We start from the raw sequence: 13,309 nt of genomic DNA, 5'->3' as shown, positions 1-13,309 counted from the left end.
TCATATTTCTATTAATCAAACTGAAGGATCTCGACTATATAAAATGTAAAAAAATGTTATACATGATGCAGAAACGGAGCCTACTAGCAGCCCCAATGCAACAGACACAGTTCCGAATTCTGATATATATGCTAAAGATATAGCACATGTAATGATTCCATTTGCACCATTAGCCATCAAATTAGCAGCCCTAATGCCTTTAGCTATTGCTACATGTTCTAGGCCCGCAAGAATGGCATTTGCCAGTATTAAAAAGCCTAAAATTCGTAGTATATTTGCGCCTTTTATATATTCAGTATCGAACAAAGTGCTCAAAACCCATTCTGACCAAAACACACTAAGGTAGGCAATCGGGCATACGCTTAAAAGTATTAGTGAAATATAAATTATTGAAGCGATTCTAAAATCATAAGAATCTTTTTTTAGAACCTTTATTAGCTCACGTTTACCTACTCTAGATACCTGTTTAACAACTATTGCTGCAACACTTACAAACTGAAAACAAACTCCATAAACACCCAAAGCGGCCAAATCCAATTCAGAAACTATAATTACTTGTGAAAGGCTAGTGTAACCAACAACTAAAAATGATGAGACTGCAAATATCCAATTTCTGTAGATTAGAGATTTTATTTCACTAATATCTAATCTATAACTCTCTATGGTTATAAGACTTGAAACTCCATAGGCCTGTAACAGTAGAAATAAAACTACAGATAGCAGTACAAAAATTGCAGGAATTGCATTAGAGAAAAACTCTGGGTATGCGATTAAAAAAAACCAAACCCCTATAAAGTAAAAAACCCTATGAATGAGAAAGAATTTAGCATGCCTAGTTATTTTCTTTTTATAATCGTACATCGATTGCATTTGAAAGCCGCTAATAACAACACTGAATGCTACACAGAGCGTGGCTGTACTAACAGTAAAAACGCCAAAAATTTGTACCCAAGAGATAATACCTAGAAGTATTATTCCAAGAAGAACTAGTTTCAACCAATTTACAGCTATAAATATTTTAGATACATCATTAGGTTGGTAAACATAATCTCTAACTAAAGTTTTATCTGTTCCAAACCTCAATATCACACAATAAACTCCTCCCAAAGCAAACCCATAAACTATCTCGCCGTAATGAGCAGGCCCAAGTTCATTTGCTATTTTTATAGTGGTTATTAATCCGAGAATCGCATTTATAGATGTGACAGACAGAAGTGCTAAAATGGCCTTTAAGTAATAACGAATTTTAGTTTTATCTTTCAACATAGCATTTCACATAAACTCAAATATTTTAAATAACTCTAACTCATTAGTATTAGTGGTTATTAAATTAACAAACATTAAATTTATTTAATTATAACTTTCAAACCCATGAATATTTTTATGGGTTAAGTGAAATGCTATTAAAGTCGCAAATCTGATACTGATTTTGGAAGGACATATTTAAGATCATAAATAACAGATTCTTTTCTAAGTAATTTATTAAAAGTACTTTTATCGAATACTTTAAATTGATCATGTCCAACCGCTAAAACAACCGCATCATAGTATTCATCCTTAGGGGCAACTACTAGATCAATACCATATTCGTGCATTGCTAACTTAGGGCACGCCCAAGGATCATATACATCAACATTAACACTGTAATCTTGCAGCTCAGAAACAATATCCACTACTTTCGTATTCCTAATATCTGGACAATTTTCTTTAAACGTTAATCCAAGCACTAATACGTTTGCTCCATCCACATGAATACGCTTTTTAAGCATGGCCTTTACAAGCTCGGATACAACATATTTCCCCATATTGTCATTGATGCGACGGCCAGCTAGAATCATTTGTGGATGATATCCAATAGCTTCAGCTTTGTGAGTTAGGTAATAGGGATCAACACCTATACAATGGCCTCCTACTAGACCTGGGCGAAACGGCAGAAAATTCCATTTTGTTCCTGCTGCTTCTAATACATCAAGAGTGTCTATATCCATCTCATTAAAAATTAGAGCTAACTCATTAATTAGCGCAATATTCACATCTCGCTGGGTGTTCTCTATAACCTTGGCTGCTTCAGCTACACGTATAGACGTAGCTTTAAAAGTACCTGCAATAATAATTTCACGATATAATTGATCGACAATTTCTGAAATTTCTGGAGTTGATCCAGATGTCACTTTTAGAATATTTGTAACCCGATGCTCTTTGTCGCCGGGGTTTATCCGTTCAGGACTATAACCTGCAAAAAAATCACGGTTAAATTTCAAGCCTGATACACTTTCAACCACTGGTATACAATCTTCCTCCGTTGCTCCTGGGTATACAGTCGATTCATAAATTACAATATCACCTTTATTTATTACACTACCCAACATTTCACTTGCTTTAATTAGCGGTGTTAAGTTAGGCTTCTTATGCTGATCAATTGGAGTCGGTACAGTAACAATATAAATATTTGCTTGCTTCAGTGCATTGACATCATCTGAAAATTTTAAAAAGGTAGCTTCTGCTAACAACTCAGCCTCTACTTCTAATGTACGATCTTTACCCTGCTTAAGTTCAGCAACTCTAACTTTATCTATATCAAAACCAATTACAGGTCGTTTTTTACCAAACTCAACTGCTAAAGGAAGGCCCACATAACCCAGACCAATAATTGCAATTTCTTGCATTGTATTATTTGTGATCATTCATATATCCCTATTAGTACTTCTCAATACACGTGGCAATGTTTTATGTCTAAGTAATTAGCATTTTTAAAATACTTAAAAATATGAATTACAAAAAATTATTGAAAGGTTTAATTAATTTAAAGACTAAAATTAGTTACAATTTCATTGCATGCCTTAGCGAAACAAGCATATAAAGTTTTTTACAATCCCTGCTACCTACCGAGCTAATTTAAACATTCTTACTTATTTATACCCTTGTAATAGGGCATGCAGATCATAATATTTCTAAAAGCTTTAACTCTATGTAATCTAAAAAATATTTTTAGAAAACAAGCTTAGTGGAGTCTTGATTAATATTTGGATATCCAACAACAACGTCCAATTATTGATATATGCTAAATCGAACTCTACTCGTTTTTGCATTTTATCCAGCGTTTCAGTTTCGCCACGGTAACCTTTCACTTGTGCTAAACCCGTAATACCCGGTTTAATGCGGTGGCGGGCTAGATAAGCATTGATTTTGTCAGAGTAATAATCGTTATGTGATACAGCATGGGGGCGAGGCCCAACAAGCGACATTGTCCCATTTAATACGTTAAATAACTGTGGTAATTCATCTATAGAACTCTTACGGATAAACTTACCTATTTTGGTAACACGCGGATCGCCTTTAGTGGCTTGCTGTACTACATCTGAGTCGGCATGTAGCTTCATACTGCGGAATTTATATATCTCTATAATTTTGCCATCAAAACCATGCCGCTGCTGTTTAAAAAACACCGGCCCTGGTGATGAGCGCTTAACTGCTATAGCAATACCAACCAGTAACGGAGACAACGCAACCAAAGCAATAACAGCGATAACCCTGTCCATTATGCCCTTAAGCACAATAGGTACACGCGATGAAGTAAGCGGGCTCTCATTCAGCGATATAAGCGGCACACCAGCCACTTCTCTTACTGAGTGATTAAGCAGATTGAGGGCAAAAATATCGGGCACCCAGATTACATCTACGTTCATATCAAGCAAATCAATATGCAAATTTTCAATTTGCTGCGACGCACCTAACGGCAGTGCAACATAAATGCGCCTAATTCCGCGTTCTTTAATGATGGATCTTAGTTCGATGAGCGTGCCAAGTACGGGGGCAGGCATAGCGGCTACCGATGCTGCATCGGCCTTTACTTCATTCGCTACTATCATGCCAGTCACACGGTCTGGTAACCAACGATTTTGAAGCAAGCTTTTAGCTAGGTGCTGTGCAATATCACCATCGCCAATAATTAAAACCGGCAACTGCTGTTTTGCTCTGTCATTGTAATGTTTAATCGCTTTATTTAAGCAAAGGTGGTTAACCAGCTGCAATCCTAAAGCCAGAGGAGCCCATAATATTAATACTTGGCGCGAGAACATATCGGTTGTTTTTGTCATAAAACCTAATAGCAGCAGTACCAATAACAACAAACACCACGCTGTTGTTACACGCCCCATCAGGCGCCACTGGCTGCATGAGCGCCGATACACGCCACGTGCAGAGTAAATAGCAAACAGGGCTAGCATAGTAATAATGGCTAAAAAACGGTAATGCGCAGGGATGCTCTGCAGCTTGATAAACGTAAGTACAGCTAACGAACCTGTAACTACAAACAGATCTGCAAACAGCTGTATCCAAAACATAAGTGTTTGGTGATTACGCAATAAACGACGGCCACGCTGCATAGAAGGCGCTGGCGAATGATGTAGACTAAAATCCATCGTTTTCATCCCTAAAAACTTTAATATATCCATTATGAACGAGCAGCATTACAGCACTGTTTCAACGAAACAAAGCAGGCATTATTTGTTACTTGCTTAATTACAACTCACCAGATTAAACATATGTTTGTATCTTGAGTGACAATCTTAATGCACTCTGTTACTGCTGTGCAACATTTGATCGATTTTTCTTTGCATATGTGGAGTAAGATTGTTAGCATCCTAATCGTAGAACTATGGCTGCTCTCAGTTACAGTTAATTAACAAGCAAGGAACATACAATGCGCCGACTATTATTAGGTGTTGTGATAGGGATATTACCGTTTACTTCTGCCTTTGCTGCCACACCAGCAGAGCAAGCGGCTACTAGAGCAACCACTGTACAGCAAGCTCCTAGCCGAGCCAGCCAAGCACCTCGAGCATTATCAAGAGTTGCACCTACCCCACGTACGCGGGCTCGAGGCTTAAGCGCCTTACCCACTAACGCCAGAGCTGCTGGTCGACGTATGAGCCCTCCTCCTTTCGGCTCCAATAATGGTGGCGGCGGTGGCGGTAATGCCAGCCCAAGCTGATAAATTTACGTTATAAATAAGGCATCTTTGAGATGCCTTTTTTATATTGGCACATATTCTTTGTTTATCTCTTAAGCGCTTAAGTGTTTATGGCTCATACTTTTACTGTAAAATTTCCCGCTGCAGACTCTCCTCTATTTTATGGATTTTTAGGGCTTTTAGTTTGGGCTCCCCTACCCATGGGCAGCAATCGTCTTTGGTCATTATCACTGCTATCTATTATTAGCTTATTATTGCTTAGTGCTTGGTGTGCGCTCTATTTACAACAGCGCGTAAAAACTACCCGCCCATTACGTAAGGCCTGGCCTTTTGTCGGTTTGCTATTTTTTTCAACCCTATGGAGCGGCTTACAATCCATACCTGCGTTGTCACTTTCTCTTGAGCCCTTTCAATCTCAACAACAAACGTTACTCAGCTGTGGTTTATTAGCTTTTTTTATTCTCTCTTTAGCTTTACTCAATAGCCAATCCAGAATAAAACTGACCGTATATACTCTTATTGCTTGCGGTTTATTCCAGGCAGCCTTTGGCAGCTTAATGACACTAAGCAATACCGAGTATGGTTTTTTTATACCTAAAGATTCATACACTGGCGTGGCTACCGGCACTTTTGTTAACCGTAACCATTTAGCGGGTTATCTGGTTATCTGCCTATCCATCGGCCTAGGCATGATGATTGCCACACTTAAAACAACACCATCAGGTAACTGGCGCAACCGTTTACGCCGCTGGATGACGGCATTACTCAGTAAAAAAATCCTGCTGCGTATTACGCTCGTCATGATGGTTATCGGCTTAGTTTTAACCCACTCCCGAATGGGCAACACTTCTTTTTTCGCAGCCATGATGATTACAGGGGCTCTGGCCTTACTATTAGGCCGCCGCGCTTCGCGCTCTACTATCATTCTGCTAACCAGCCTACTTGTTATTGATGTTTTTATTGTTGGTACATTTTTTGGTATCGAAAAAGTTGTTGATCGGCTGGAGCAAACAACAGCAACAAGAGAGAGCCGCGATGAAGTTGATCTTTATAGCCTTGAGATTTTTAATCAAAATCTATTAACAGGAACAGGCACGGGGACTTTTTATACTGCCTTTCCTGAAGTACGCCAAAAAGATATCAGGATTTTTTATGATCACGCCCACAATGACTATTTAGAGTTTATTACTGAGCGCGGGCTCATTGGGTTTGCACCGCTACTTATCGCGGTTATATTAACCTTTATAATTGCCCTTAAAGCCCAATGGATGCGTAAAAACCCACTTATGCGGGGGCTCTCATTTGGCTGCTTAATGTCGATGATAGCCATGGGGCTACATGCAACCGTCGACTTTAATTTGCAAGTACCCGCCAACGCTGCGTCGTTCATGTTGATATTAGCTTTTGGCTGGATCTCTTTATATTTTAAGCCGCAAAAACAATCTAGTACTCTCGTTAATCGCTAAAAAGCATCCGTTATGTTTTTTCGGTATAATCATTTTATTTTTCAGGAATAGTCTTGCATGAAGATTACAGTATTTGGTACTGGCTACGTGGGCTTGGTAACTGGTACATGTTTGGCTGATGTAGGCCATGATGTACTTTGTGTCGATATTGATGAAGGCAAAATTGAAGGGCTTAAAAACGGCATTATCCCCATCTACGAGCCGGGTCTTGAGCCAATGGTTGTGCGCAACCATAAAGAAGGCCGCCTTAACTTTACAACCGATGCAGAAACAGCCGTTAAACACGGCACGCTACAGTTTATTGCCGTAGGCACTCCTCCTGATGAAGACGGTTCTGCCGATTTACAATACGTTTTAGCGGTTGCCAAAACTATTGGCCAATACATGGATGGCTATAAAGTCATTATTGATAAGTCTACCGTGCCTGTTGGCACTGCCGATAAAGTTAATATCGCTATTGCGGGTGTTTTAGCAGAACGCGGTTACCAAACAGACTACGCCGTTTGCTCTAACCCCGAGTTTTTAAAAGAAGGCGCTGCCATTGAAGATTTCAGCAAACCTTCACGCATCGTTGTGGGCACCGATTCCGAACAAGTATGTGAGTTAATGCGCGAATGCTATAGCCCATACAACCGTAATCACGATAAGTTAATTTTCATGGATGTTCGTGCTGCCGAGCTAACCAAGTATGCCGCTAACGCCATGCTGGCTACAAAAATCAGCTTTATGAATGAGATGTCTCAATTAGCTGAGCATCTTAACGTTGATGTTGAGCAGGTGCGTTTAGGTATTGGTTCTGACCCACGTATTGGTTATCAGTTTATTTACCCTGGCTGCGGCTATGGTGGCTCGTGCTTTCCTAAAGATGTACAAGCGCTAGCGCGTACCGCCGACTCTGTTGGTTACGATGCTCAATTACTTAAAGCCGTTGAAGCGGTAAACTACCGCCAGAAAGAAACCTTATTTGCAAAACTGCAGCGCGCTTTTGATGGCGACCTTGCAGGCAAAACCATTGCTCTGTGGGGTTTATCATTTAAACCCAATACCGACGATATGCGCGCAGCACCTAGCCGCGTATTAATGGAGTCACTGTGGGAAGCAGGCGCCAACGTTGTTGCCTACGATCCAGAAGCCATGAATGAAACCCACAGAATCTACGGCAAGCGTGATGATTTAACCTTAGTGGGCACACGCGAGATTGCTGCTGAAGGCGCTGACGCGCTAGTGATTTGCACCGAGTGGAAAGCTTTTCGTGCGGTTGATTTCAACTGGCTAAAAGAGAAGCTTAACTTCCCTGTTATTGTTGATGGACGCAACCTATATAACCCAGAAGAGGTTAAGAAAGCAGGTTTGATGTATTACGCCGTTGGCCGTGCTGATTCATTAAGAAGCTGTATTTAAACGCCCTTAGTCACACCCAATAAAAAAGCCTGAATATCAATTCAGGCTTTTTTTATTTCTAGCTGTAAGTGTGTTGCGGGTATTTAAGCCGCCGCTTTTGCAGCTTTACGCTTACCGGCAACCACTCCCAAAACACCTAGCGATAACAGAAAAACACTAGAAGGCTCAGGCACATCAAAAGTAACACTGTTTGAGTAGTTACCTTCAAAATAAGTGTCTGCTATCCAGTTACCTGCTGCAGGCTTATAAGCATCAGTCCAGTAGGCTAGAGCCTCAAAACCGCTTGCTTGCCATGAAGTGATATCAGCCCAGCTAACTTCATAGAAACTATCGAAAACATGAGTTGCTAGAGGGTCTAGAGTGTCGTACCAAAATACTGACCACTCAAACGTATTTGCATCACCATAAGTCTCATCAGTTGCTTGAGCTAATGCCTGCAAATCAACCATTTCAGCAATGCTAACATCTTCACCCGCTGTAAATTGAGTTCTAACAGCTGGCGGATTAGATGCAGGATCATTGAAAGGCGTAGGCCAAGCACTTGCAGTCGTTGGGTTATAAGCAGCTATTCCCGGTGCAACATCAGGATTCTGAGTATAAGGCACGATTGAAGCCATAGCGCTACTGCCATATACGAACGCGGTTACCAGAGTTATTTTAACAAGCGAATGAACCATTACCAATCTCCCTTTGAATAGGTGTTGTATAAAAACTGAACAGAATATAAAGGATAGACTTACAAAAGGATAGTGATATTTGTGTGACAAGTCTAAATACCAGAAAAAAGCAAATATTTTACAGAGTTTACTTAAAAACCCTGCAAAACAAGCGCTTAACTACTCAATCATTAACCGATAATTCCACGCGTATCTATCACTACTTTAGTGGCAAACTGAGTTTTATCTGCTGATTTAAACTCTTTATGATCCACTAAAATAACAATTACATTGGCTTTATCCAGTGCGTTTTCAAGACTAGATAGTTCGATTTCTGATTCAGCCAATTTAGCAGGCAAAGTACCGATGTTAGGCTCAACTGCAATGATTTCACCTACATTACGCTTAACCAACTCCTCTACAATATGTAGCGCTGGGCTTTCACGTAGGTCATCAATATCCGCTTTAAATGCTAAACCGAGGCATGCAATCACTGGGCGTTTGAACTCATCGGCAGCTTTAGTGATTTGGTCGATCACATAATGCGGCTTAGCATCGTTCGTTAAACGTGCCTGCTTGATGATTTTTGCTTCTTCTGGGCAGCTATCTACAATAAACCATGGATCAACAGCAATGCAATGTCCGCCAACGCCTGGCCCTGGGTTAAGGATATTTACACGGGGATGGCGGTTAGCCAACTTGACCAACTCCCACACATTAATTTTTAACTTATCACAGATAACGGAAAGCTCATTAGCGAAGGCAATGTTCACATCACGGAATGAGTTCTCTGTCAGTTTAGCCATTTCAGCTGTACGCGCATTTGTTACGATACATTCGCCACGTACAAATGTTTTGTAAAGCTCTACTGCTCTATCGCTACACGCTTTAGACATGCCGCCAATAACACGGTCGTTTGATACAAGTTCTTGTAATACGTAACCCGGTAAAACACGCTCCGGGCAATGCGCTACTTTAATATCTGCGGCGCTGCCTTTATCCTGCGGGAAGGTCAGGTCTGGGCGAGCTTCTGCCAACCACGCCGACATCTTCTCTGTTGTACCTACAGGCGAGGTAGACTCAAGCACCACTAAGTTACCTTTTTCTAACACCGGTGCTATACGCTTTACTGCAGATTCAATATAAGAGAGATCCGGCTTATGCTCACCGTCATTACTTGCAATAAAAGGTGTTGGCACTGCTACCATAAATACATCAGCAGGCTCTGGTGTCGTTGTTGCGCGTAAATTACCTGTTGTTACTACACTGCGTACCACAATATCCAAGTCAGGTTCTACAATATGAATCTTACCCGCGTTAATGGTATCAACTGCCGACTGCACAACATCCACACCAATAACGTTAATGCCACGCGATGCGATAATTGCCGCTGTTGGTAACCCGATATAACCTAAACCGATAACCGATACTGTTTCAAAACTCATTGCTTTTACCTGTTTAAAAATGAAATTCGCTATTGATACCAAGCTTAATAAAAAGATGCTTTAGACATACTTAATTCGGCTATTTATTTTTGCTTAAGCGTATCTACAATTTTCTGGCATGCCGTACCATCACCATAAGGATTTATGGCTCTAGCCATAGAATCATACTTTTCTTGCGATTCCATTAACTCAACAACACCTGCGACTATTCTTTCGTAGTCAGTACCCACTAACTCAACGGTTCCTGCATCGACTGCTTCAGGGCGCTCTGTGTTATCTCGCATGACCAATACCGGCTTACCTAGCGAGGGTGCTTCTTCTTGAATACCACCAGAGTCAGTCAATATGAGGTAACTACGATTCATCAGGTAAACAAATGGTAAGTAATCTTGCGGGTCGATTAGGTGGATATTATCAACACCCTTTAAAAGCCGGTTAACAGGCTCTTGTACGTTAGGGTTTAAGTGAACGGGGTAAACAATTTGTGACTCTGGGTAACGCTTGGCGATATCAGCCAATGCTTCACAAATACGCTCAAAGCCACCGCCAAAAGACTCACGTCGGTGGCCAGTCACGAGAATGAGTTTTTTGCTCTCATCCAGAAAAAGAAAACGCGACGATAACGTTGATTCAAGCGAACTATCGGTGGCTATTTTATCAACAACCCAGTGCAACGCATCAATAACCGTATTACCGGTAATCGACAGGTATTCTGCTGGTACTTTTTCATCAACGAGATTTTGATACGATAGCTGCGTAGGCGCAAAGTGCCACTTGGTCAGCGTTGCCGTCAGCTTTCTGTTGGCCTCTTCTGGCCATGGCGAGTAAATATCACCGGTTCTTAGTCCTGCTTCAACATGCCCAACAGGAATTTGCTCGTAAAATGCAGCCAAAGCGGTAGAAAAAGTAGTGCTGGTGTCACCGTGTACTAAAACAACATCAGGCTTAAACTCACGCAAAACTTCGCGAATACCCAACAATATACGTGAGGTAACATCAAAAAGATCTTGGCCGGGCTTCATAATGTTTAGGTCATAATCAGGCTTTATTTCAAAAAGCCCCAAAACCTGATCTAACATTTCACGATGCTGGGCGGTCACACAAACGCGACTTTCTAGCTCATTCTCTTTTGCCAGCGCTTTTACGAGAGGGGCCATTTTAATCGCTTCGGGACGCGTTCCGAAAACCGTCAATATCTTTTTCATAGTATCCTTACAGAGTAAAAATTTAATCTCAGCTAAATTAACTTTTTAAGCCAAATGTTGCAAGGCACAACATTGCCTCAGCAGAGTTCCAGACAAAAAAAACGGGGTTCCTAAAAGGAACCCCGTAAGCTAAGCCAAGGGACTTGCTAAAACGTTACATGGCATCACATCATCAAGCGACGAATATCACTCAGTAAGCTGTTCAGATAAGTAAGGAAGCGGCCTGCATCACCGCCATTAATGGCACGATGATCGTATGACAAGCACAATGGCAACATCATACGTGGCTCAAATTCTTTACCGTTCCAACGCGGCTTGATATCTGCTTTAGAGACACCCAAGATTCCCACTTCAGGTGCATTAACGATTGGCGTAAAGCCAGTTCCGCCAATACCGCCCAAGCTAGAAATTGTGAAGCATGCACCCTGCATTTCGTTTGGCTTGAGCTTGCGATTTTTCGCTTTACCCGCCAATTCGTTTGCTTCCAAAGACAACTCATAAATTGATTTTTTATCCGCATCTTTGATCACTGGCACCATCAAGCCATTTGGCGTATCAACAGCCAAACCAACATTGATGTATTTTTTGTAGACGATGTGTTCACCGTCAGCATCCAATGACGCATTGAATTTTGGATTTTCAGCTAATGCTTTAGCAACCGCTTTGATCATGAAAGGCAACGGCGTTAATTTAACACCTGCTTTTAGTGCTTCTTCTTTCATGCCTTTACGGAATGCTTCTAGCTCAGTGATATCGGCATCATCAAACTGAGTTACATGCGGAATGTTCAACCAGCAGCGAGACATATTTGCTGCGGTTAATTTACCGATTTTGCTCAGTTTAACTTTTTCTATTTCACCAAACTTACTGAAATCAACAGCTGGGATTGCCGGAATACCCGAACCACCTGTTACTGCTGCCGCTGCTGGTTTTTCTTTCAGCTGCTTCAGTGCACTTTTCACATACGCTTGAACATCTTCTTTAAGGACTCGACCATTACGGCCATTCCCTTTTACTTCACTCAGATCAACGCCGTACTCACGCGCCACTGCTCGAACAGCAGGCCCTGCATTGATTTTGCGATTCTTCTTCTCAAGGTCAGCCTGATTAACTGCCGGTGCTTGCGCTGCAGGAGAAGCAGCTGACACTGGTGCAGCAGGAGCTGATGCAGGCGCGGCCGCAACTGGCGCAGGTGCAGATACTGGAGCAGCACTCCCTGCAATTTCCAGAACGATAAGCACATCACCTTCGTTACAGGTACTACCTTCAGTGATCTTAACTTCTTTAACTGTACCGCCTTTAGGCGCTGGTACTTCCATTGATGCTTTATCAGTTTCTAGCGCGATCAGGCTATCGCCCTCTGCGATCACATCCCCTGGCTTAACCATCACTTCGATAACATCAACGTCGGCAGCACCACTCAAGTCAGGCACTAATACGTCTTCAACACCACCAGCAACTGGAGCAGCAGGAGCGGCAACCGGAGCAGGAGCTACTGGAGCTGCTGTTGGCGCTGCTGTTGGCGCTGCAGTATTGCCCACCTCAAGCAGAACCAATAGATCGCCTTCACTACAAGTGCCACCTTCAGAAATTTTCACTTCAACAACTTTACCGCCCATTGGAGCAGGTACTTCCATTGATGCTTTGTCGGTTTCCAGTGCAATCAGGCTATCGCCCTCTTCGATCACATCCCCTGGCTTAACCATCACTTCGATAACATCTACATCTGCGGCACCACTCAAGTCAGGCACTAAAACCTGCTCGACTGATGTCGCTGCAGGTGCTGCAACAGCAGCAGGCACTGCGGCAACCGGAGCCGCTTCAACAGGGTCAGCTACAGGCACGGCAACTTCTGCTGCACCTGTGCTTAGCGTTAAGATAACGTCGCCTTCGTTGCAACTAGCGCCTTCTTTCATCATTACTTCTACGACTGTGCCCGCTTGTTCTGCAGGTACTTCCATCGATGCTTTATCCGTTTCCAAAGCAATTAAGCTATCGCCTTCAGCGACAACGTCACCGGCCTTAACCAATACTTCGATAACATCAACGTCTTCTGCGCCGCTTAAATCTGGAACTGTAATTGTGATTGTGCTCACGATAATGTCCTCTGTTCTTTTTTCGCCATTGCGTTCAATTCAACTTGTAAAATCAGCAGGCCTGAGCA

Annotated in this window: 10 protein-coding genes; 3 read left to right on the top strand and 7 right to left on the bottom strand. The window is 41.9% G+C overall.

The annotated features are described in order from the left end of the window. Positions 1-15: 15 nt before the first annotated feature. From G511_RS0111585 to G511_RS0111575, 3 genes are all read right to left on the bottom strand, one after another. Positions 16-1,266 (bottom strand): oligosaccharide flippase family protein, encoded by a 1,251-nt coding sequence (locus G511_RS0111585; protein ID WP_028469762.1) that lies wholly within the window; start codon positions 1,264-1,266, stop codon positions 16-18. Positions 1,267-1,403: 137 nt separating this feature from the next. Next, entirely contained in the window at positions 1,404-2,684 is a 1,281-nt protein-coding gene (gene tviB / locus G511_RS0111580; protein ID WP_028469761.1) for a Vi polysaccharide biosynthesis UDP-N-acetylglucosamine C-6 dehydrogenase TviB, read from the bottom strand. Between the two features lie 291 nt (positions 2,685-2,975). Then, on the bottom strand, positions 2,976-4,421 hold the full coding sequence (locus tag G511_RS0111575) for an undecaprenyl-phosphate glucose phosphotransferase (RefSeq protein ID WP_051221944.1): 1,446 nt from the start codon (positions 4,419-4,421) through the stop codon (positions 2,976-2,978). Between the two features lie 281 nt (positions 4,422-4,702). On the opposite strand from G511_RS0111575, the gene G511_RS0111570 reads away from it, so the two are divergent. From G511_RS0111570 to G511_RS0111560, 3 genes are all read left to right on the top strand, one after another. Further along, on the top strand, positions 4,703-4,993 hold the full coding sequence (locus tag G511_RS0111570; RefSeq protein WP_028469759.1) for a hypothetical protein: 291 nt from the start codon (positions 4,703-4,705) through the stop codon (positions 4,991-4,993). Between the two features lie 179 nt (positions 4,994-5,172). After that, positions 5,173-6,438: an O-antigen ligase family protein gene (locus G511_RS0111565; RefSeq protein WP_245573971.1), complete on the top strand. Its 1,266-nt coding sequence runs from the start codon at positions 5,173-5,175 to the stop codon at positions 6,436-6,438. 57 nt (positions 6,439-6,495) lie between these two features. Beyond that, positions 6,496-7,839, top strand: a complete 1,344-nt coding sequence (locus G511_RS0111560; protein WP_028469757.1) for a UDP-glucose dehydrogenase family protein — start codon at positions 6,496-6,498, stop codon at positions 7,837-7,839. 83 nt (positions 7,840-7,922) lie between these two features. On the opposite strand, the gene G511_RS0111555 is transcribed toward G511_RS0111560, so the two are convergent. The 4 genes from G511_RS0111555 to aceF all read right to left on the bottom strand — a co-directional run bounded on the left by G511_RS0111555 (position 7,923) and on the right by aceF (position 13,241). After that, positions 7,923-8,516: a PEP-CTERM sorting domain-containing protein gene (locus tag G511_RS0111555; RefSeq protein WP_028469756.1), complete on the bottom strand. Its 594-nt coding sequence runs from the start codon at positions 8,514-8,516 to the stop codon at positions 7,923-7,925. A 170-nt stretch (positions 8,517-8,686) separates the two neighbouring features. Continuing rightward, a complete protein-coding gene (gene wecC, locus G511_RS0111550) occupies positions 8,687-9,940 on the bottom strand; it encodes a UDP-N-acetyl-D-mannosamine dehydrogenase (RefSeq protein ID WP_028469755.1) in 1,254 nt (417 codons plus the stop codon). 83 nt (positions 9,941-10,023) lie between these two features. Further along, entirely contained in the window at positions 10,024-11,145 is a 1,122-nt protein-coding gene (wecB, locus tag G511_RS0111545) for a non-hydrolyzing UDP-N-acetylglucosamine 2-epimerase (RefSeq protein ID WP_036551927.1), read from the bottom strand. Between the two features lie 164 nt (positions 11,146-11,309). Continuing rightward, positions 11,310-13,241 carry a pyruvate dehydrogenase complex dihydrolipoyllysine-residue acetyltransferase gene (gene aceF / locus G511_RS0111540; protein WP_028469753.1) on the bottom strand — a complete coding sequence of 644 codons (1,932 nt, stop codon included), beginning with the start codon at positions 13,239-13,241 and terminating at the stop codon, positions 11,310-11,312. Positions 13,242-13,309: the final 68 nt, after the last annotated feature.

The sequence above is a fragment of the Neptunomonas japonica DSM 18939 genome (assembly GCF_000422765.1).
Taxonomy (GTDB): domain Bacteria; phylum Pseudomonadota; class Gammaproteobacteria; order Pseudomonadales; family Balneatricaceae; genus Neptunomonas; species Neptunomonas japonica.
The sequence above is the reverse complement of the archived record's forward strand: the minus strand, read 5'-3'. Positions and strand labels throughout refer to the sequence as shown.

What these genes read in the sequence shown, in the direction of transcription:
- G511_RS0111585 (WP_028469762.1), bottom strand. Translation starts at nt 1,266, where the DNA reads ATGTTGAAAGATAAAACTAAAATTCGTTATTACTTAAAGGCCATTTTA.
- tviB (WP_028469761.1), bottom strand. Translation starts at nt 2,684, where the DNA reads ATGATCACAAATAATACAATGCAAGAAATTGCAATTATTGGTCTGGGT.
- G511_RS0111575 (WP_051221944.1), bottom strand. Translation starts at nt 4,421, where the DNA reads ATGGATTTTAGTCTACATCATTCGCCAGCGCCTTCTATGCAGCGTGGC.
- G511_RS0111570 (WP_028469759.1), top strand. Translation starts at nt 4,703, where the DNA reads ATGCGCCGACTATTATTAGGTGTTGTGATAGGGATATTACCGTTTACT.
- G511_RS0111565 (WP_245573971.1), top strand. Translation starts at nt 5,173, where the DNA reads ATGGGCAGCAATCGTCTTTGGTCATTATCACTGCTATCTATTATTAGC.
- G511_RS0111560 (WP_028469757.1), top strand. Translation starts at nt 6,496, where the DNA reads ATGAAGATTACAGTATTTGGTACTGGCTACGTGGGCTTGGTAACTGGT.
- G511_RS0111555 (WP_028469756.1), bottom strand. Translation starts at nt 8,516, where the DNA reads ATGGTTCATTCGCTTGTTAAAATAACTCTGGTAACCGCGTTCGTATAT.
- wecC (WP_028469755.1), bottom strand. Translation starts at nt 9,940, where the DNA reads ATGAGTTTTGAAACAGTATCGGTTATCGGTTTAGGTTATATCGGGTTA.
- wecB (WP_036551927.1), bottom strand. Translation starts at nt 11,145, where the DNA reads ATGAAAAAGATATTGACGGTTTTCGGAACGCGTCCCGAAGCGATTAAA.